This is a genomic window from Parvivirga hydrogeniphila, from assembly GCF_023371205.1.
In the GTDB taxonomy this organism is placed as follows: domain Bacteria; phylum Actinomycetota; class Coriobacteriia; order Anaerosomatales; family Anaerosomataceae; genus Parvivirga; species Parvivirga hydrogeniphila.
In genome coordinates, this window is sequence record NZ_JAMCCO010000001.1 from 87,064 (window position 1) to 107,959 (window position 20,896).

Genomic DNA, 20,896 nt, shown 5'->3' on the forward strand with positions numbered 1-20,896 from the left:
TTAGCAGAGCACGCGACGCACCCGCGGTCGTCAGCGGCGAGCGGGGGCGGGGGCGGGGGATCCGGCGCTCAGACAGTCCTCGCCGGGGCCCCTCGGACGACATGCGGCGTCACCACGACGCCGCCTGTCGTTCTCCCCCGGCTGCGGAACTCGCGGCGGACCCCGCCCCCGACCCTACGCCCCGGCCCTACATGCGCCCTTCCCAGCGACGCATGATGGTCTGCTCGCGGCTCGGACCGACGGCGATGATCGAGATGGGCACCTCGGCGAGGTCTTCGAGGAAGGTGATGTAGTCGCGCGCGGCCTTCGGCAGCTCTTCGAACGTGCGGCAGCCGGAGATGTCCTCGTCCCAGCCGGGCAGCTCCTCGTAGATGGGTCGCGCGTGATGGAAGATCGACTGGTGGCACGGCAGGTCGTTGTAGCGGCGCCCGTCGTGCTCGTACGCCACGCACACCTTTATGGTCTTGAGCCCGGAGAGCACGTCGAGCTTCGTGATCGCGAGGTCTGTAAGGCCGTTCACCTGCACGGCGTACCGCACGATCACCGCGTCGTACCACCCGCAGCGGCGTTGCCGGCCGGTGGTGGTGCCGTACTCGCCGCCGACGCGCGTCAGAAGCTCGCCCGTCTCGTCGTGCAGCTCGGTGGGGAACGGCCCGGAGCCGACGCGCGTGATGTACGCCTTGGCGATGCCGAGCACCCGGTCGATCGCCTTCGGGCCGACGCCGGTGCCCGTGCACGCGCCGCCTGCCGTCGGGCTCGACGAGGTCACGAACGGGTAGGTGCCGTGGTCGAGGTCGAGGAGCGTTCCCTGCGCGCCTTCGAAGAGCACCCACTGTCCGGCGCGAAGCGCGCGGTTGATGACCGTGCTCGTCTCTGCGATGTGCGGCTTGATGCGCTTTGCGTACGCGAGGTACTCCTCGGCGATCTGCTCGACCGTGTAGGTCGGCAGCCCGTAGACCTTCTCGAGGATGTCGTTCTTCTCCGGCAGCGCCGCCTCGAGCTTCTTCACGAAGATGTGCGGGTCTTGCAGGTCCTGCACGCGGAGCCCCATGCGGGAGGCCTTGTCCTGGTACGCAGGACCGATGCCGCGGCGCGTCGTGCCGATCTCCAGCTTGCCGAGCCGGCGCTCGCTCGCACCGTCGAGGTCGCGATGGTACGGCATGATGAGGTGCGCGTTGCACGATACGAGCAGCCGGTGCGTGGAGATGCCGTCGGCCTCGAGGCGGTCCATCTCTTCGAGCAGCACCTTCGGGTCGATGACGCAGCCGTTGCCAATGACGGGCGTGATGTGCGGGTACATGATGCCGCTCGGGATGAGGTGCAGCTTGAGCGTGCGGCCTGCGTGGATGACGGTGTGCCCCGCGTTGTTGCCGCCCTGGAAACGGACGACGTAGTCGAAGTCGTCAGCGAGGAGATCCGTGATCTTGCCCTTGCCTTCGTCGCCCCACTGAGCGCCGACGAGCACGATGCCTGGCATGCGTGGTAACTCCCGTGCGTGCTCGGCCCCGCGGACACCCTAGCCGCTCCCAGGCCGTGCGGCCACGCCCACCCGACGGACCGCTTCGCCCACCTGTGGCGGGCGCGTGGCAAGTATGCCAGCAGGGGCGGTTGAGCGCTAGTGGCGCGCCGTGCCGGCGCGCCACGCACACGCTTACTGCTCGACCTCGCACACTCGCACGATCGTCTTGTCACCTGCTCCCGCCTCGGCACCCGATGTGTCGTTCACCATCACGAACCGCTTGGCGTCATACCCCTGAGCCAGCCATATCTGCCAAGTGCCGTCCGTCGCCGGCCTCGATTCGTACAGCGTGAAGCACGTCTTGTGCGCCGGGTCGAACCCACGGATGCGCTGGATCTCGCGGGGCTCGCCGCCGGCGGTCCGCTCGACGCGAAGCGTCTCGTAGAACACGTACGGTCCGACCATCACCGGGTCGATGCCGTCGCCCTCGAGCACCCCGCGGGTCGTCTCGTCCGCGTAGAGCAGCGTGGTCTGGTCCGAGTCGGGCTCATCGAGCACCGCCCACGTCAGAGCGCTCCCGTGCACTTTCGGGAAGTGCGCGATGCGCGACGAGCCGTTGCGGGGATCGTACTCGCGAAGCACGGCTCCGTTCGCCGGATCGATGACTTTGACGACGACCGCCTCTCCCTTGTTGTCCACGTGCTGGCTGATGACGAGGCGCCCCTCGCTCTCCGACATCGTCGCGATGTTCGTGTCGGACTCGAAGACCGTGCGCACCTCGCCGTCCGGCAGCCGCCGGGCCTTGATGCGCGAGCCCCAGAGCGTCCCGTCCTGGTGACCGCTCGGGGCGCTGTTCGTCATCCAGAACACCTCGTCGCCGATGACTGCGAACAGGGGACGGTTCTGGATGGACGTGATGCTCTCATCCAGAAGGACGGGCTCGCTCACGGCCGCGCCGCCGTCTTGGATCTTGGCGGCGTACAGCTTCCACTGGCAATCGTACGGCTCCTTCTGCTCGTTGCCGCGCAGCTCCTCCCACACGATCCATCGATCCGAGCACCGCAGCCCCACGACGCCGTACAGCTTCTCCCGGTTCACCGCGTGCGCGCGGACCACAGCGCGCCTCCCGGTCTGCAGGTCGAGCAGCAGGATCGGCGCGTCGCCGAACAGCGTCGTCTCCGTTCCCGTGAACGCCGCGAACCGGTCGCTGAGCCCGCAGAGGTTCCAGCGGCCCGGCATCGGCCAGTCCTTCACCGACATCGGCGGCGGCGCAACCTCTGATGTCTCGATGGGGCGCTCGGCTTCGGCCGCCGCTTGCGTCGCGCTCGCGTTCGGCTTCGTCGGTGGACTCGATGCCGCCGTCCCCTTCGCGCACCCTGCCGCGCCCACCAGCACCGCCAGCGCGACGGCCGCCGCAATGCCGACCGCGCTCCGCCGACGCGTGCTCGCCTTCCTGCACGAACGCCCGGCTCCTGCTTCCATCCCCTCGTTCTCCCCTCGTGTCGGGGTGGGCCGCTGGAGCCCAGCGACCCACCCGATTGCCGTCAGTAGACGATCGCGTGCCTCGGATGCGCCATGATGCCCGACCCGACGACGCTCCGCTGATACGTCTTGTGTCCGTAGGTGTCCCCGCCGCCCGGACGATAGTACCGCTCGTCGTATGGATCGTTCACGCGCACCGTGTAGCTCCGCCAGTCGAACGCCTCGAGCGGGATGATGTGCCCTGCGTGGTCATACACGTAGTTGGGCCACACGTCTGCGTCGATCCGCACGTCCGTGGCCTCCGGATTGCCACGTACTTGCATCCCGTAGGCGATGCGGGTGTACACGTCGCTCAGGCTGGTGCAGGTGACGTACGTGTACGGGCGTCCCGTGAAGTACCTGAGCGCGTCGTCCACGAGCGAGAAGTCCGTGGCCTTGTTGACGTCGGTGCCCAGGAACCTCGCGATGTCGTCCTGCGACGGGCAGTCGCCCCAGTAGTCTGCGATGATCTGCACGGTCGCAGGGCCGCAGTAGTAGTTGGTCTCCTGCCGGTGGCTCGGCGTCCAGAAGTAGCGGTACGGAGCATCGATCACGGTCGGCTGAACGGCCGAGGCGGTCTTCCCGCCTGTGCGCCGCAGCCACGCCTGGTACTGCTGCTCGATCGCGACATCTGCCGCGCTGACGACGTTCTTCGTGTCCGTCCGCCCATCGCCGGTGTCCGCGAGCGCGAGCGCCGGATGCGCCAGAAGCGCGATGGCAACGGCCGCTGCGACCGCAGCTTTGTTGAGTCTCATCGTGTCCCCCTTCGGTCTCGGTGATCCTGCTTCCCGAGGCGTCGCCGACGAGGAGCGCCCGGCTCGCTCGAGGGCCCGTCGAGGTTCCCCTGCGCTCGGCACGCCCCTCACGCGCACCGAGCCCGAGGCGACGCTACCAGGGAGGCATTAACGCGACCTTGCCGCGAACTCAACGCCCGCAGCAGTGACGGCGACGCTGCGCCGGCTGTGCTCCGGGGCGGCCCGCCGGATCGCCGACCCGCGCGATGCAGCGCGGGCCCGCTCGCATCGAACGGACCCGCGCGTGCCACCGCGATTGTGGACGTCTAGTGGAGAAGTCCCTGGATCGTCGTCCGAACGGCCGGACTCAACGCGCCCGCGCCTCCGAAGAAGCGGACCTCCTCGATCGCGTCTTTGTTCGCGATCAGCGCGTCGCGCGTCGCCGGACGGACGCTCGTAGACGGGGTGAGCAGCAGAACCGAGCCCAGACGCCCCTGCGCAGCGCCGCCCGATATCCCGTCAGGGAAGTTCTCTCCCGTGGCGATACCAAGGCGCCGCCACGAAAGCCACCCGTTTGAAACGGCGTGCCCCGCCACCAGCGCGGACGTCTCGTAGCGGTCAGCGCCGCCGAGCCGCGTCACGGCCGCTCCGAGCGTTCCCTGGAGCGCAGACGCCACGCTCGCTGGCACGGCTCCGGTGCCGCCGATGATGATGGCGGTGTCGACGCCTGCCGCCTGCATCGCGTGCAGGTCAGCAGACCGGAGCCCTGTCGGCGAGGCCAGGAATATCGGCCACCCTTTGCCCGCCGCAAGCGGGGCCGCAGACAGCGCGTCCGGGAAGTTCCCTCCGGTGGTCACGATCGCCGTGCCGTCCCACGCACACCCGTAGAACGACAGGGTCTCGGCAGCTATCAAGCGTGCCGTCTCGTACCGGTCGACGCCACCGATGCGCCGCACGTTCGCGTCGCCCAGAACCGCCTTGAGCGCGCTCTCCGCTGCGGGGCTGACCGCACCGGGGCCGCCGAGGAGCACGGCGTGCGAGGCCCCGAGCCGAGCGATCTCCTCGGCGACGCCGGGAGACAGCGCAAAGGGCGAGGTCAGCAGTATCGGCGATTCGTACGCGCCCGCGAGGGAGGAGCCAACGAGAGCGTCGGACCAGGCATAGCTGCTGGCCACCACGACGGTGTCGACCGAGCCGGTCGGGAAGGAGGACCTTGAGACCGCCAGTGCCGTTTCGACACGGCGCGGGCCCTCCAACGCTGTGTACGCAGTCGGTGCCGGCAAGACCGTGAAGGACGCCGTCCGCGTCGGCTCGACGTTGCCGGCCGCGTCGACCGACCAATACTCGAGCAGGTGAGCGCCCTTGGCCTCCGTCTCCACGGATCCGCCCTTCGACGCCGCGCCGCCGTCGAGCCGCCACCACGTCGACGCGACGCCAGAGAGCGCGTCAGCGCCGCTGAGGTGCACGACGGCCTCCCCGACGTACGCGCTGCTCGCATCATCGACCGTCGTCGGCGGCGTGTCGTCGATCAGCAGCGCAACGGTGTTCGTGGCCTCGACGTTCCCAGACGCGTCCTCCGACCAGAACTCGACGGTGTGCGTGCCCTCCCCGCTCACGTCCACAGGCGCGACGTACGCTTGCGGAGCGGCGCCGTCGACGGCCAGGTAGGTGGCCGCGACGCCCGTCAGCGTGTCGGTGGCCTCGAGCGACACCGAGAACGGGCCGGGGTGCCACAGGTCGTCCACGTTCGACGTCGTGAGCGGCGTCGTGTCGTCGACCACAGGACCGATCGTCACCGGCTCGGACGTCGTCTCTCCCGACTCGTTGAACGCGATGACGCGGTACGCGTAGGTGTTGCCGACCGACACGCCCGGATCGGAGAAGGCGGGATGGTTGGCGAGCGACCGCCCGATCTCCTCGAACGTGCCCACCGTGCCGGACGCGTCCACCGGCGCCCGCTCCACGCGGAACCCGATCTCGTTCGCGGGATTGCCCCACGTCGATTCGAGATCAGGCGGCGTCGCATCGAGCCACGTGAGCCGCACGGCCCCTGGCGAGACCACGGCAGTCGAGTCGATCGTCGGGGTCTCTGGGAGCGACGTTTTCACGGCCACCGTGACAGGCCTCATCATGTCCATCTCTTCGTGGCTGAGGATGTGGCAGTGCCACACGTACTCCCAGTCGAAGTCACGGACCTCGTTCTGGACCGGCATCTCGTACGGCTGCCCCGTCACCGGATCGACCGTCGAGAACCCCATCATGCCGCCTATCGGCTGCGTGGGATCGAGCGGACGCCTGCTGTCGGGCACCCCGAACGGGATGCGCGGCGCGACCGGCCGCAGCGCGACGATCGTGTCTTCCAGCGGCGAGACGCGGACCGTGTCTTTCCATCCCAGCTCGGTGTCGTCCGGATACCGCAGGAAGCCGTCCCATCCTACGCGGTTGATGAGCTGGACGTCGTACAGGTGGAAGTGCATCGGATGGGTGTCCACGCCGTTGTGCGTGATCTTCCAGATCTGCGTCCCGTCACCGGCGATCGGCGTGAGCGCCTCCATGGTGACGTCGACGGCCTGCTCGACCTCGGTGGGCGGATCGATGAACCCGTACAGGATGAAGTTCGGAGCGCCCGGGACCCCCGTCGGCCGCTCGAGGCCGAGGTTGCCGCGCATGCGGCCGTACTCATCGAACGTCTCGCCTTGCTCGTCTTGGATGGCCTTCGGCTGGAGCGCGAAGGTCGTCTCAACGCCGTCAAGGTTCTTGAACTTGTGCGTCGTCTGGTAGATACGCACGTACTGGTCTGTCGGGAACGACCGCCCGTACGTCTCGTTGTAGCGTGCGTCAGGGATGATGATCTTGTTCTGATCGCGCTCGAAGACGCTGTCGTGATCGTCCGTGTGCCTGAACGCGTCCTCAAGGGCAGCCAGATCGAATTCCGGAGCCGGCGCTTCAGGACGTACCTTGATCTGCATGATCGTGCGCGTGTTCGGGCCGAACCCGACCCGCGGTGTGTCGTGGCCACCGGTGTCGCGCAGGTCCGGTGCTCCCGTGTAGTAGTCGTAGCGCGGATCGCCGGCGGGGAACGCTGCAGGCGCGTCGTTGTAGAGGATGAGCGTCTTGCCCGCGTACTTCGAGAAGTCGACGATGACGTCCGCTCTTTCTGCGGGCGCGAGCAGCAGCGAGTGCTTGTCGACATTGCCGGCGTTGAAGAGCGTCACGTCGGTCACCCAGGTGATCGGCTGCTGCGGAACCACCGCCACCTTGGGCAGGAAACCGCCCTCCGTGCCGATCTGTATCCAGTCAGGACCAGCGGTGGCCGGGTCCGGCACGCCGCCTTCGCGCCCGTCGGTCGGCCAGTTAGCGGGCCACCCCGGCGTGGGCTTCGCGGGCACCATCTTCACTTCGGTCTTGCGCCGCCCGTCGCACGAGATCGTGTTCGGGTCGGCGAGGTAGAGCTGCAGGTTCCAGAACCGGTCGCTCGCCGCATTCAGGATGCGGAACCGGTACGCCTTCGGATCCACCTCGAGCACGGGGTAGGCGGTCCCATTGACGATCGGCGTATCGTTGAACGCCTCCATGCCGCTCGAGACGTACGGGACTCCCGGCATCAACTCGTACTCCCACGGCGCGTTTACTGGGTCGTAGTACGGGTTGGGGACCGGCGGATGCGGGATGTTGACTGTGGGCGGCCAGAACCACGGGCCGTAGTGCCAGCGGCCCATCGGGTTCACGCCGTCAGGCATCGCGGGGTTCTGCGCGGGCATGTACACGTGCGGGAACCACAGGTCGCCGGTGTGCGGGGTGCCCGGCGTCGACCCCCATGCCCACGTCGGGTCCGTCGTCGCGATGGTGCTCGCGTCGACGAAGGTCTTGTCCTGGATCACCAGCGGGATCTGGGTCTCGGGTATGAGCCCTCGCTCGATGAGATCCTGCTCGACCTCGTCGGTCAGGAAGTAACCGGCCGCTTCGCCTGCCAGGACGTTCAGCCGCGTGATGCCGTACGAGTGGTCGTGCAGCCACAGCATCCGGGCGCTCTGCTGGTTGCTGTAGAAGAACGTGATCGACCCGTCCCCGGGATCAGGCATGTCCGGGACGTTGTACACGCTCACGCCCTTCGGATATGGGGTGTTCTCGTCGGCGGGCGTGACCCACTGATGCGGCGTGCCGTCCGAGATCCACACCGTCTTCCCGCCGTGCAGGTGGAGCGACGCGCGGTTCTGCGTGTACATCGGGTCTCCGGGCATCATGCCGAGCGGCCCGTAGCCTGCGCCCATGTACGTGGTGTCCACCGGGATGAACAGGTCGCCGCCCTCGCCCGTGGGGAGCTTGTTGGTGAACTTCACGCGGACCGGACGGTCCTTCCGCGCGAAGATGATGGGACCGAAGTAGTGGATCGGGTCCGGCTCGATGGTTGCGCCCGTGCTCGTCCGTCCCCTTGTTGACCTGCACGTATCCGCGCAACGTCGTCGGCGGGAGGTCGGAGTGCAGCTGCTCTGTGTACTGGCGAAGCTCGATCTCGTAGTAGTCGCAGCCCGGGTAGGTGATGGTGTCGGGCTTCGCCACGGGGAGGTACTGCCCCAGGTTGTTGGCGTTCTCGGGGCCGAGGCCCGGAAGGCCGTCGACGAACTTCCTGAGCGGCGGCGACTACGCCCAGTTCGGCGTCATGCCGAAGTAGTCCGGCGGATCGCCCGGACCGGGCATCGGCATCATGTCAGACGGTTTCAGGCCGCGGGAGGCAGCCATCTGCTTCAGCCGCTCGGCCGCCGCTTCTCGCTCTGCCTGGCTGAAGCGACGGTCCATCGCCTGGCGAACCCGCAACGCCTTCGTCGTGTACGGCGAGACGGGGACTCCGCGGTCTACGGCCGCCCAGGCGCTCGCCGTGAACGAGGCAAGGATCGCGAAGACCAAGAGAAGGAACACGAGGCTGCGTCGCTGACGGGAGGGGTTGCGCATACCGGCACCGCCTTTCGAACGATCCTGGCTTGCACCCACGCGGCGATGCCGCTGCGGTTGCGTGTTCATACCCAGGTTCGGGCCGGGGAGTAACGGGGCCGCGCCTTCAGACGACCCGTTCTCGCTGAACGGCGGGCGAGAGCGTCCGAACGGCCTGCTCGACTGAGACGCGCTCCGTGTCAGTCCCGTGTGCAATCATCGTATTGCAGGCCCGACGACCGGGAAGGGGGACTCCGTGGGTGCACGACGCCGCGTTCGTAGAAAGCCGGCCGGCCGCGACAACGGTCGGGCGGTCGAGCCGGAGACGGCGAAGCCGCCGCTCAAGGCGCCGCCGGTCCCGCGAGAGGCATGCGAGCGATTGCTCGCAGCGGCGCGAGCGGACGCCGCGTGGCGGGCGCCGCTCGGAGCATTGGCGCTCGAGCTGCTCGGGCTGCACGGGACGCCGCCGGATCGATTCTGGAAGAACAAGAAGCTTCGGGACTCCTTCCTCGAAGCGTGCGAGAACGGCACCGCCTTGGTCGTCCTGGCCGCGGCGAGCCCCGACCTCGGCCAGATCCGAGCGGCTCACCCGCGTGTGGGTGTCGCCGACGTGCGCGCGATGCTGGGCGCTGTCGGTCCCATTCCCGCCTTCCTCAGGACGTACGAGGCGTACGCGAAGGGCGAGTGCCGCAGCAAGAAGGCGTTCGACCTCGCGCTGTGTGCGCTGATGGACTCCTTCGGCGAACAGCAGACCGCGGATCAGCAGGGCGCGACTGCATCTGGCGACGGGCTCGAGCAGCTCCGCCAAAAGATGAAAGCCGCCACGCATGAGCTGAAGCTCGTGCGAAGGGAGCTCGAGCGAGCCAAGAAGCAGGTGGCTTCGCTCACGCGCAAAGCCGAAGACCTCACTGCGAAGAAGGCCGACGCCGAGAGGCTGGCGGCGGACCTTTCCGAGAAGCTGCGCGAGGTCTCGTCGCCGCACGCCGAAGCCCGCGTCGAGAACCGGGAGCTCAAACGACAGCTTGAGGAGCTCAAACGGGGCAAGACGACGCTCGAGGAGAAGCTGAAGAGCCAGGCCGCCCTCTTCGAAGAGGAGCGCGCTGTGCTGCTGGAGCGTCTCTCCGCGTCGGAAGACGCCGCGCGAGCAAGCGAGGCGCGGGCCGACGCTCTCGAGGCGGAGCTTCGCGACGAGCGGTCACGGCGTGAGCAGATCGAGGCGCTCGTTGAGGAGACCGGGCTTTCCGTGCTGTTGGAGGAGCTGTCGTCGCTGGAGCGGACGATATCGACGCTCGACCGGCTCAAGCGCGGCGTCGCGGCATACCAGGAGCGCAAGCGCGAGGAAGAAGAGCGGCGGAACGAGGCGCTGCGCGAGATCGAGGAACGCAAGCAGCAAGCCGCTGCCGCGCGCCGGAAGCAAGAGGAGATGGAGGCCGCGTGGCGCGAGCGAGAACGCCAACGCCTCGAGGAGTTGGAGCAAGCGATCTTCGGGAAGGAGGTCGCGGACGTCGTGGTGATTGACGGGCACAACATGATCCGCCGGCGGTTCGAGAAGCACGAAGAGCCAGAGCAGCGGCCCCTCCTCGTGCAGTCTGCAGAACGCCTCGCGCGACGGCTGGGGGAGCTCAATCCGGACACGCGCGTCATCCTGTGCTTCGACAGCAAGCACGGGGACAGCGTCGAGCCCCACAGCCCGAACCTCGTCGTGCGGTACTGCCATACGACGAACGGCGGCGCGGACGGGGCCATCGCCCGGATCATCGAGGAGGGGAACCCGCAGGCGCGCTACCTGGTCGTCAGCACCGACTACAAGCACGTGTGGCGAGACGCGCAGGTCGCGCGCGTGTCTCGGGACGCCCTTGTCGCCACCATCGAGATCGAGAGGTTCGTCGAATACATGGAGGCGATCGACCGCACGCAGTAGCGGGCCCCGTGGTACGCTTGTCTCGCAGAGCCCTCGGACAAGAGGAGGCCGCCATGCGGGCCACGCGCGTCGCTTCCGTGCTTCTCTCCCTCGCTGTCGTCCTGGCGCTGACCGCTGCGTGCGGGGGTGGTGGCAGCGGCGCAGGCACGAGCTCGCCTGGGGGCTCCAGCGCCGGCGACTACAAGGAGATCGACTCGCCCGAGGGGCTGAAGGCGGCGCTCGAACGCGACAATCCGGGCGCTGACTGGCTCGGCAACATCACCGACGTCACGCTCGAGACCTACCTCGGGGCCCCGGTCTTCGTCATCCACACCGGCTGGAAGCTGATCGGGCAGACCGACCCCGCAGTCTTCGACGAGGCGAACCGGAAGCAGCAGGCGATCAACGAGGCACTGGGCGCGTACGACAGCTTCAAGCCCGCACCGAACGTGGCGCTGCTGGACGGCGACAAGACCCTGACCCCACTGTACAGCAGCGGCGGCAAGACGATGGCCGAGGCGTTCGCGCTGCCGCCCGCGCCCACCACGCCCGAAGGGATGAAGGCGTGGCTCGCGAAGGTCTACGGCCCCGGCGGCCTTGTGAAGCTGGGGCCCGACGAGGACTGGTACGACGCCATCGAGTCGATCTCGGTGGACACGGGCTCCGGCGGCACGCGCCTGGTCGTCACCACGTCGCTGCCGTCGTGGAACGGCGACGTACGCGCCTCGCTCATCGAGATGGCGCTCGCGACGACGGGCTCGCCGCTCCTCGAGAACTACTGGATCAGCGCGAAGGACGGCTCCGGCGCGGCAGGCTCCTCAGGCGTGATGGAGCCCGGCTCCGGCGGGTTCCAGTACCCGTAGCCAGCGGCGGGAGCCACGCTCGCGCTGCACCGCGGCGTGCGGCACCCTACTCCGTCTCGAAGCCGTGATCGCTGAACTTGAGCGTGTTCGCGTTCTCGGAGACCGTGCGCTGCACGTCTTCGGGTATCCCTCCCGGCACCTCGACCTCGATGTCCAGCTCGACGCGCGCCACGGCTCCTGGCAGGGTTGTCAGGTGTTTGAGCACGTGATCCGCCACCGTGGACACACTGCCAGCCGGCGTGAGGGGATCGATCGAGACCGTCGCGTGGAACCGCCTGGGCAACGGCGCACTTGCGGGCGCCCCGGGCCTGCTTTCGTCGGCGGGCGCCGTCGCTGTGCCAGAACCCCAAAGAGCGTCTTGCTCGCCGGCACCCGGCTGGCTCACCAACGGCACCTCGATGCCTCGGCCGATCCGCGCAGCCACTTCCGGCTTCACGACGTGTCCGCTGTCCATGATGCTCACGGTCTCGCTTGCATGAACGCCCCGGTAGTCGCCACTTGTCTCGTCGAACGCCTCGGCGTACGCGAAGGTCTCGTTCGCCCAGTTCAGCGATCGCACGCCGTCTTGCACCGCTTCGAACAGAACGTTCCGGTCTCGCAGCCTCGGGAGGTAGAGGTACTGAGCGAAGAGCTCTGCGAGTTCTCGCACCTGGATGCCGTCGCCCTTCCACAGCGGGATCCGGTCGAGCCACATGCGAAGCACCGTGCCCGCCATGCGCGTCACCAGCTGCTCCTCGCGCGCGAGCTTGTCTGAGATCCGCTGCGCCATCGGACCATCGCCTGACACCTTGATCTGCTGCCACTCGATGTCGCCACGCGGGTCCGGCTGAGTCGGCACGAGCACCCATTGCCACGCTTCAACGAGTTGATGCCGCACCGTCTCAGCGAGCTCTCTCGTACGCGATTCCACCTGCCGCAGCTCTGCGGCCCCCAGGTTCAACTCCTCCGCATCCTGCTGGATAGCCTCCCATGCCAGCCGCAGCCGAACGGCCGACTCAACGGGCTCAAGAAGCGAGCGGTCGGGAGCGGCGAACACAAGCACGTTGCGGTAGCGTCTGGGTGAGGTGCCGCGATTCGCGAGGATTTCCATAGCGCGAGCGCGCGCCTCCGAAGACTCGGTCTTCGCCGAATGAGGATGCGCTGGGCCCAGCACCACCAGACGCACGTCGGTTTCGTCCGGGACGTCGCCCGTCGACTCGGGAGCGACGTGCACGCCGTGGAAGTCGCCTCGCTGAGCGAACACGCTCTTGAGCTCCTTGATGATCGCGGCCTGGACGTCCGCGGGCTTGAGCGCCTCGGCGCGATCCTGCGCGAGCCGGTTCAGCGTCGGCCGGACTGTGAAGTAGTACCGGGACCCGTCGGTCGCCAGATACATCGCCTTGTCCGCAAGACGACGCAGAGCATCGCCGAAGACGGCAGGGCTCTCGCCCGGCTGGACGCAGCCGAGCTTGACGCGCTTGTCGTCCAGGCCGGGATGCTTCGTCCCCACCGTCGGCGCCGAGCCGAGGTATATGGTGCGCGCGACCCGGCGACAGGCCGAAAAGCGCCCAAGACCCGGGTTCTCCTGGTCGAGCTTCACCGGCAGCGCGTTGGGGCCGTCCACGTCTCGCTCGATGATCGGCTTCCAGTTGTCTTCCAGGTAGCGCGTGAGCTCGTTGAGCACGCTTTCGACGTGGATCGGCACCGTCCCCGGCATCACGAGGAGGCTGGAGTCCTCGCCGACCCAGAGCGCATGCACCACCGCCGCCATGAGGCGCAACACGCCACGGGTGCGCTGGAAGCGTTCGAGCGACGACCAGTCCGAGTACAGCCGATCGAACAGCTCGGGGTGGATCGGGTACGCGATCTCCATGCGCCGGCGGTACTCGGCCTCCCGGCACTCGCTCGGGAATTCGTCGCGTTGCGCCGCGTACAGGTCCATGAACGCGCCGATCACGGCATCCCGCTTCTTGAACGCTTCGGGGTCGGTCATGTCCTCGAACAGGCGCCGGCGGACGATCTCGAAGCTCTCTTCCGCGGTGGCAGGTCGCCACGGCGACTGCGTCCGCCCGACCACGTTCTTGAGCCGCCTGAGCGCCTCGTAGCCGCCTTCGCCGCCGATCTCGGCAGCGCTTGCCGAGGACACGCCCTCCACGTCACGCACAGCATCTGAAGCCGGGATGGATACCACCAGCAGCGCGCCGGGCGTCGCCTTCACCGCTTCGGTGAGCGCCTGGGCGAAGGTGAAGTGCGTGTCGAACGTGCCCGCGGGCAGACTCGCGTTGCCGTACAACTGACGAGCGTACGCGACCCACTCATCGATGAGGATCACGCACGGCGCATACCGCCTGAGCACCTCCGTAAGCGCGACCCCGGGGTTCGTGGCGGTCAAATCGGCTTCGGCAACCATCGCGTACCCCTCAGCGCCGCCCAGCTGCCAGGCGATCTCGCCCCACAGCGTGCGCACGACGGTGCCGTCGGGCTTCGTGGACGGCTGGCCCGGCGAGATGGCTGTGCCGACGATGACCGCTCGGCGCACGCCCGCCGGCCGTTCGATCCCCTTCTCTCCGAGCAGCTCGTGCACGCCGAGCAGCTTTTCCACTGGCGCGTCCGAGAACAGGTGGTACAGTGCGAGCAACGAGTGCGTCTTGCCGCCGCCGAAGTTCGTCTGCAGCTCGATGATCGGGTCGCCGCCGGTGCCGGACAGGCGCTCCGCCGCGCGGACGAGCAGCGACTTGAGCCCCTCGGTGAGGTACGTGCGGCGGAAGAACTCGACGGGGTCGCGGTACTCGTCCGCCCCTTCGCCGCGATGGACCTGCGCGAGATCGGCGGCGAACTCCGCAGACTGATACCGACCGGTGGCGACGTCGTGGTGCGGCTTGACGACGAGGCGCCATGAGGTGAGACCGGCGGCAGGCATGCCCTCGATCGCCGTCTGCACCGCCTTCTGCTTCTCGCGACGCGCCTGCTCTTCGTAACGGAGGCGGAGCACCTCCTGCTTCATCCGATCGAGTTCGGCCTGCTCCGGAGCGGAGACCGCCGCCAAGAGCCGCTGCATGCTGTCGAGCGCGCGGTAGGCATCGTCCGTGGAGAAGGCCTCGTTGTGGGCCCAGCGGTTGCGCACGTCCCGAAGCTCGCTCACGAGCGAACGTTCGGCGTGGCCGAGCACCTTGCCGAAAACCGGATTCCAGTAGTCCCACATCGCCTTCAGCAAGACGTACGCATCCCGGAATTCGGCTTCGGAGGAGCCTTCTTTGCCCTGCACGTCGATGCGGTCGTACCAGTCAGGGCCCGCCGTCGCTGACATCTCGCGCAAGAAGAACGGGCGCAGTCCCTGCGCCAGGAGCTCAAGCCCCCTGCCTACCCTGTCGCGGTTCGAAAGCGCCATCTCGACTTCGACTCCTTCCAGCATCCCAGAAATGCGGCCCCGCACCTATCGATCCATAGCCGCCCTCATCGGCGCGCCGCAGACGGTCACCGGCTTGTCACTGCTGCCCGCCGGCGTGCTTGCTTGCGTCCTCCGATGAAGCGGCCGCCTTGGCGAACGTGTCCACGAGGTTTATCGGGGGGATGAGGAACTGCCCCCAACGGGCGAGAGCGGTCGTTTGCGCGACCTGCGCCCGCAATAGACCCAGCAAGATCGCAGAGCCGTTGTGGAGCACATAGCGGGCGACATCTGCTTCATCAAGACTCTCGGTGATAGTGAACAAGCCGCGCCCAACGATGCGGCCCTTGTACGGCGCAGAATTGGCCTTCGCCGGCTTGAAGCGGACGTCGAGGACGATCTGGTGATGTCGATCGTCGTCGATCTTCCTCAAGTACTGCGGTTGTACGTCTATGTCGACATCGATGTCCCCGCGCTTGCGCCTGAAGCCAGCGATTGCGACGACTTCGAGCCGGTCGATGAGGAAGACATCAAGCCGCAGCGGCGCAGTCGTGGCCACCCGTCGTCACCACCCTCAGATGAGCGCCCCGTACTGGCTGACGCTCCCAATCCCCGCCGAGAGGATCATCGCCCCGCCATGAAGACGCGCCACTACCCGCGTCGTACAGCGCTCCGCTTCGAAGCTCGGCGACGAGCTCGGGATGCGCCGCGATCAGACGCATGAGACGGTCGGCGGTAGCGCTTTGGAACACCGTGCCTTTCTCCCACCGCACCACCGTCTTGGGGCCGACGCCGAGCAGCTTCTCCAAGTCTGCCTGAGAGAGCGCCAGCGAGTGACGAAGAGACCGGATCTCTTCAGGCGTGAGCAGCCCTCGCGTCGTCCTGACTCGACGAACCGCCTCCTTCTGGAGCAGCTCGGCCGCATCGAGCGACAGGTACTCTTCGCCGCACGAAGCGCACACGGCGTGCTCGATGCCAGGCACGCGCACGAGCTCGCCGCGCACCTCGATCTCGATAGGTGCCGTGGAGAGGACGACCTCCCCGCCACACTCAGCACACTTCTTCGGATACATCGCACTCGCCTCTCTATACCGTCTAATGGACGGCGCCGTCCCAACAACACGACCAGACGTCAACCACAAGCTGGTCCTCGTCGACCCAGAACTTCAAGTACCACTCCTCCTCGAGCTCGACCAGGTAGACATCGGCAGTCTCGTCATTCTTCAGCACGCACGACTTCACGTAACGGCCAGCCGACTCAAGGCTCGAAAGCACTTCGACGAGCGTCTCTTTCACGTCATAGTCGTGATTCGCGAGCCATCGGACGACGTGCTTGGTGGCCGTGACCTTGCCTTCGCGCGCAAGCCGAACGACCTCCCTTGGATCGTAGCGAGCCGCCATCCGTACTCCCGCCACTCACGTAAGGTAGCACGATGCTACCATCGGCGCAACACTCGTCCTGTGTGTGCGCCCTCCACCCCTCAGACTTCGAGCTCCTCTTGCACCGCCCCGCCTCCGCTCGACGCCGCCAGGCTCGAGATCTCCGGCCACGCCACGATAAACGCGTTGAACGGCAGCGCCTCTGAGCTCCAGCCCTTCTTCTCGCACACCGCGAACAAGCGGTACGCGAGCTCGCGCGCGGTCTGGCCGTAGGCTGCGCCCACGCGAGCGAGCAGGTCGGCCGCGGCCCTCTCGCCGCCCTCCTCGTACGCGCGCACGAGGTACGAGGCCACTTCCCACACCGTGAGCCGCTTGTCGGTGGCCGGGTCCCAGTCGTCCGGAAGCTCCGCGCGGCGCAGCAGGCGGACCTTACCGGCAGCGGCCTGAAGGAAGCCGTCGCGCGCGAGCGCGTCGACTGACACGCCCTTGGCCTTGGCGAGCACCTCGGCCTCGCCGAAGGGGCCTTCGTCGAAGCCGCGCTGCTCGAACCAGGCGACCGCGAACCGGGTGGCAGGGTCGTAATCGGCGTCCTGCTCGGCCAAGACCTCGTCGAGGACCTGGTTGATGAGTGCGAGCGCGTCGCGCACGCGCATGGCGGTGCCGTCCGACTCGACGACCTTGGCGTAGCGCGTGAACACGGCCATGCCCGGGCCGATGGCCGCCTGCGCGAGGTCCACAGGCGCGATGCTGCCCTCCTGCAAGCGCTTGAGCGCCTCGGGAAGCTCGCGCTTGAGAGCCGAGACGAACTCGCCGCGCGTGGCGATGGGGGCGCCCTCGGGCTTCGGCCGGCAGACGAGCACGATCGAGGAGGCGAGGGCGTTGGTGCCTACCGATATCGTTCGACCCTCGCGCTCGCTCCGCATGGGCCAGGTGCCGAGGACGGAGAAGCCGGCCCGGATGAGCCCTTCGAGCATCGTCTCCCAGCCGGTGGAGGCGGCGCCCGCGTCGCCGTCGCCCTCCTCGGACTGCTTGAAGGCGTAGTAGACGGTGAGCGGGAAGCGCGCGTCGTGCGCCTCGCGCATGCGCGCGAACGCCTGGCCGAGCCCTTTCTCGAAGAACTCCTTGGCCTTCCGCTTGTCACCGTCGAACCGGTACGGGGTGGCCACGAGCTCCTGGGCCTTCGGGACAAGGAGCGTGCTCATGAGCTGCGGGTAGACATCCCCGATCGAGCGGCGGAGCCACACGTAGAAGAAGTCCGCGAGGTCGGCGTAGCCGATGTTGTCGTAGTAGGGCGGGTCGGTGGAGATGAGGGGACGCTCGACGCCGTCGATGGCGGCCGTCGCGTCGAGCTGACGGGAGAAGCCAGCAGATGTCGCCGGAGTCATCCCGATTGCTTCTCCGACCCAATCAACGCCGGCACCCGACCAGTTTCCGCACGAACTACTGAACGGATTTGCCTCTGCGTAATCCCACACCATAGGCAATGCTTGTCGCGCAAAGGTACCACGCGTAGCCTCAACACTGTGCCTCCAGCTGGTGAGACTCGACCACCCGTCGGCGCACCTGTCCACCGCAAACCCCAGGTACGTCGCCACCGCATCCGCGTAGGCGGTGGCGCCGGAGCCGCCGGCCTCAAGGCCCACACCGTCGTCGGGCATGCCGGCTGCGATGGCGTCCGCACGCACGCGCTCGCGCGCCTCGCCCACGAGGTGAGAAAACGTCGTGAGCGCCACAAGCTGCCGCGGGGTGAAGAGTTTGCCGTAGTTGTCGAGGCCGTAATTCGGCGTGTTGAAGTTTCGAGGGTTGTCGGGCAAGGGAGCGTCCGGCCGCCACGTCGGCTGCGCGCTCCTCGCGATGCGCGCGTGCTCCTCGCTCGGCGGCAGGTAGATGCGCCCCCTCGAGCCTTCAGCGACGATGGCCATAAGCGCAGCACCCATGCGCCCCGCACGGCCCTCCGCACGCACGTGGTCGAAGGGGACCGGAGAGCCGCACACGATGCAGCGCGCGCCGCGGCGGTCGACCGTCCCGTCCTGCGGCACCCCCTCGCCTGTCCTCACCTCGAAGCGCACGGTCTTGGCTGCGCGGTCGACGATGGGCTCCACCCACGCCTGCTTGCCTTTCTTCTTCGAAAGCCAGAACGAGCGCGCGAGCGGCATCTCGGCGCCGCACGCGGGGTTCGGGCAGCGCACCGTCCGCGCCCAGAGCCAGGCGATGACGGTCGCTTCGCCGCCGCCGTGCTCGGGCGGCAGCGAGATTTTCGGGTACAGGTGCCCGATGCGCGCGGCGGCCTCGTCGCGCATCCACGCTCCGTAGCATCGCACGTCCTCGGCAAGCCCCGCTGCGCCGCGCCACTGCCCGGTGTCCAGCCGCCCAGCGTGCGCTTCAGGATGCACAGGAGGCCGTTCCGCGAAGCGCGCCGGGATCTCGATGAGGGCCTTCGTGATGAGCACCGCCACCGGGTTGAGGTCGCTCCCGTGCGCCTCGAGCCCTAAACGCTGCGCCTCGAGCGGGATGGAGCCGCCACCGCAGAACGGATCGAGCACGGGAGGCGGCGCGCCGTCGCAGGAGCGGGCGATCTCCTCGCGCGCGGCTGCGAGCACGCGCTCGTTTCCGGAGTTCTCCCACTTCACGAGCTCCTCGATGATGCGGAAGAGCCGCTCGCGCTCGGCTGCTTGCGCCTCCTCCGTGGGGAAGCGCTCCGGGTGCGATGAGGGGTCGTCCACGAGCGAGGCGAAGAGCACCGCCCGACACGCAGCCAAGGGGCGGCGCGCCCACCACAGGTGGAGCGTGGAGGGGTGTCCGTGGCGGATGGACTTCTCCCGCGCGCTCTCGGCGTTTATCGCCTCCAGCGGCAAAGCGACCTCGATGAGCTTGCGGCGATAGGCGGGTTCGGTCACAGGTCCTCCATGAACTCGGCTTCGGACTCGTCTTCGAAGTCAGTGACGCCGTTCGGCTCTTCGGCGACCGCTTCTTGGATCACCGGCTTCCCGATAGCGCGCTCGATGAGCGAAAGCATCGCCTGCTTGCGCGCTTCGAAGAACTCGTGGAAATCGTCTGCCCGCATGGCGCGAGCGTCCACCAGGTGCGAGGCGAGCAGCTCGTCCATCCGCTCGGACGGAATTCCCGCGCTCTTCTCCATCCTCGGCAGGTACTCGCTCGGTGCGCTGCCGCCGATCATGCGGTTCGTGCGAGCCGTGAGGACGGCCTTGTTCACGATGCTGTCGCACACGCCGGGCTCGATGCCGTTGGCGCGGCACCACGCCTGCGGGAAGAGGTGGTGGATGTCCACGCTCTCGTCGAAGTAGCTGTGGAGCTCGATCTTGGCACCGGTGCGGAGGTCGAGCGAGCCCTCGGCGAGCAGCAAGGCCGACAAGCCCTTGTACGCAGCGCTCTGACGCGTGCGCATCGTGAGAAGGCGCCCGGGGCTGAACATCGCATCCTTGACGGTCGTGGGCTCGTCGCCGCCGCGGATCCAGGCGACGACCTCCGGCAGGTCCTTCGCGAACCGCGACTCGATCGTGCCGCCATAGAGCTCGCCGAACACGCCCGACCAGAACCAACGGGCGATCTTGCGACGCGCGCCATCGGTGTCCGCCTCGTGGCCTAGCTCGGCGAAGATGGCCGCCATCGGCACGAACTGCGTGCGGTACGGCACGTCGCGGGCGTCGTAGATGTGCTGCTCGTGCATGAACAGCGCACACCGCACGTACGCTTCCTGCACCTTGTCGGCCCACGCTTGGTAGTCGTCGAGCCGGAGCTTGAGCATGTCCTTGCGCTTGCAGCCGACGCCTGGAGCCGAGTTCTCGGGCACGCCGGCAGCCAGCGCGTCCTTCCGTCGGTGGTACGAGGTGAGCAGCGTGATGCTCTGGATGAAGTCGGTTCCTTCGATCTTCGACAGCACACGGTGCTTCTTGAGCTCCCCGAACCGCTTCTGCCAGTCGTTGCGCAGCCGGAAGTTGTCGATTGCGAAGGTGGCGGTCAGAAGCTCGAAGACCGTGAGCACGACGCCGCCGGTGTTCACCTTCTCGAAGACCTGGCAGACCGCCTCTTTCGGCGTCTCCTTCGTGAGCACGATCGCCGGCACCTGGTACTGCTTGAACCGCTCGATGACCTCCGCTTCGAACTCGTCGAACTGCCGAATCTTCTCAGGATCGTAGCCGTGATGCTTCTGGTAGTCGCGTCTCCACGCGGCGACGTCGAACACTTCCGATACTGGGAACGCGCCCAGCTCGAACTCCGCTTCGCGGGTGGACAGATCGACGATCGGCTGGCCGCGGAAGTCCCTGAGCACGCGGTCCTCCGGCACGCCGAAGATCGCCTCTTCGCGATCCACCGAATCGTCGAGACACTTCGCGATGTCCAAGTAGTAGTAGCGGCGGATGGGCTTCTTCTTCGCGTCTTTGGTGGGCACAGGCCGACCCGACTTGATGGACAGGAACAGCGAGGTCAGCCGCTGCTGTCCGTCCAAGACGAGCTGCTCAGGCCGGGTCCCTTCGGGGAAGATCGCGCCTTCCAGCGCGATAGGGCGGAACTGCTGGTGATCGTCCGTCTCCAGCATCATGATGGCGCCCACCGGATACGACATCGAGACGCTCGCGAGAAGCCCGATGATGTGCTCTTCGTCCCAAACCCATTCGCGCTGGAAATCCGGCAGCTGTATTCGCCCGTCGGAGACCCTCTGCAGGAGGTCCGACAAGAGGTAGTCCGGGCTTTGGAACTGCTTGATAGCGCCCATTCGGTTCCTTT

13 protein-coding genes and 1 pseudogene are annotated in these 20,896 nt (G+C 67.5%); 2 read left to right on the forward strand and 12 right to left on the reverse strand.

Annotated features, from left to right (window positions below; all coding sequences use genetic code 11):
- Positions 1-187: 187 nt before the first annotated feature.
- The 6 genes and pseudogenes from MX659_RS00465 to MX659_RS00485 form a co-directional block, all read right to left on the reverse strand.
- Complete coding sequence (locus MX659_RS00465) at positions 188-1,477, reverse strand: adenylosuccinate synthase (RefSeq protein ID WP_267191527.1); 1,290 nt, start codon at positions 1,475-1,477, stop codon at positions 188-190.
- Between the two features lie 174 nt (positions 1,478-1,651).
- Entirely contained in the window at positions 1,652-2,941 is a 1,290-nt protein-coding gene (locus MX659_RS00470) for a hypothetical protein (RefSeq protein ID WP_267191528.1), read from the reverse strand.
- Between the two features lie 62 nt (positions 2,942-3,003).
- Complete coding sequence (locus MX659_RS00475; RefSeq protein ID WP_267191529.1) at positions 3,004-3,735, reverse strand: C39 family peptidase; 732 nt, start codon at positions 3,733-3,735, stop codon at positions 3,004-3,006.
- Positions 3,736-4,040: 305 nt separating this feature from the next.
- Positions 4,041-5,846 carry a cell wall-binding repeat-containing protein gene (locus MX659_RS09115; protein ID WP_456154001.1) on the reverse strand — a complete coding sequence of 602 codons (1,806 nt, stop codon included), beginning with the start codon at positions 5,844-5,846 and terminating at the stop codon, positions 4,041-4,043.
- Positions 5,822-8,355 (reverse strand): annotated as a pseudogene (locus MX659_RS09120) (multicopper oxidase domain-containing protein); the annotation flags it as partial. The gene MX659_RS09115 and the pseudogene MX659_RS09120, both read right to left, overlap by 25 nt.
- Complete coding sequence (locus MX659_RS00485; RefSeq protein ID WP_267191531.1) at positions 8,356-8,631, reverse strand: hypothetical protein; 276 nt, start codon at positions 8,629-8,631, stop codon at positions 8,356-8,358.
- A gap of 268 nt (positions 8,632-8,899) precedes the next feature.
- On the opposite strand from MX659_RS00485, the gene MX659_RS00490 reads away from it, so the two are divergent.
- Together MX659_RS00490 and MX659_RS00495 are read left to right on the forward strand one after the other, a co-directional pair.
- Positions 8,900-10,564: a coiled-coil domain-containing protein gene (locus tag MX659_RS00490; protein ID WP_267191532.1), complete on the forward strand. Its 1,665-nt coding sequence runs from the start codon at positions 8,900-8,902 to the stop codon at positions 10,562-10,564.
- Positions 10,565-10,617: 53 nt separating this feature from the next.
- Positions 10,618-11,406, forward strand: coding sequence for a hypothetical protein (locus tag MX659_RS00495; RefSeq protein ID WP_267191533.1), 789 nt, complete (start codon positions 10,618-10,620; stop codon positions 11,404-11,406).
- A gap of 46 nt (positions 11,407-11,452) precedes the next feature.
- Here MX659_RS00495 and MX659_RS00500 read toward each other — a convergent pair whose 3' ends face one another.
- The 6 genes from MX659_RS00500 to MX659_RS00525 all read right to left on the reverse strand — a co-directional run bounded on the left by MX659_RS00500 (position 11,453) and on the right by MX659_RS00525 (position 20,885).
- Positions 11,453-14,818: a Swt1 family HEPN domain-containing protein gene (locus MX659_RS00500; protein WP_323745434.1), complete on the reverse strand. Its 3,366-nt coding sequence runs from the start codon at positions 14,816-14,818 to the stop codon at positions 11,453-11,455.
- Between the two features lie 52 nt (positions 14,819-14,870).
- On the reverse strand, positions 14,871-15,329 hold the full coding sequence (locus MX659_RS00505; protein ID WP_267191534.1) for a protein-export chaperone SecB: 459 nt from the start codon (positions 15,327-15,329) through the stop codon (positions 14,871-14,873).
- Entirely contained in the window at positions 15,301-15,843 is a 543-nt protein-coding gene (locus tag MX659_RS00510) for a type II toxin-antitoxin system MqsA family antitoxin (RefSeq protein ID WP_267191535.1), read from the reverse strand. Before MX659_RS00510 ends, MX659_RS00505 begins: the two co-directional genes overlap by 29 nt.
- A 22-nt stretch (positions 15,844-15,865) precedes the next feature.
- A complete protein-coding gene (locus MX659_RS00515) occupies positions 15,866-16,171 on the reverse strand; it encodes a hypothetical protein (RefSeq protein ID WP_267191536.1) in 306 nt (101 codons plus the stop codon).
- Between the two features lie 80 nt (positions 16,172-16,251).
- A complete protein-coding gene (locus tag MX659_RS00520; protein ID WP_267191537.1) occupies positions 16,252-19,047 on the reverse strand; it encodes a DUF1156 domain-containing protein in 2,796 nt (931 codons plus the stop codon).
- Positions 19,044-20,885, reverse strand: coding sequence for a GmrSD restriction endonuclease domain-containing protein (locus tag MX659_RS00525; protein ID WP_267191538.1), 1,842 nt, complete (start codon positions 20,883-20,885; stop codon positions 19,044-19,046). Before MX659_RS00525 ends, MX659_RS00520 begins: the two co-directional genes overlap by 4 nt.
- Between the last annotated feature and the right edge of the window lie 11 nt (positions 20,886-20,896).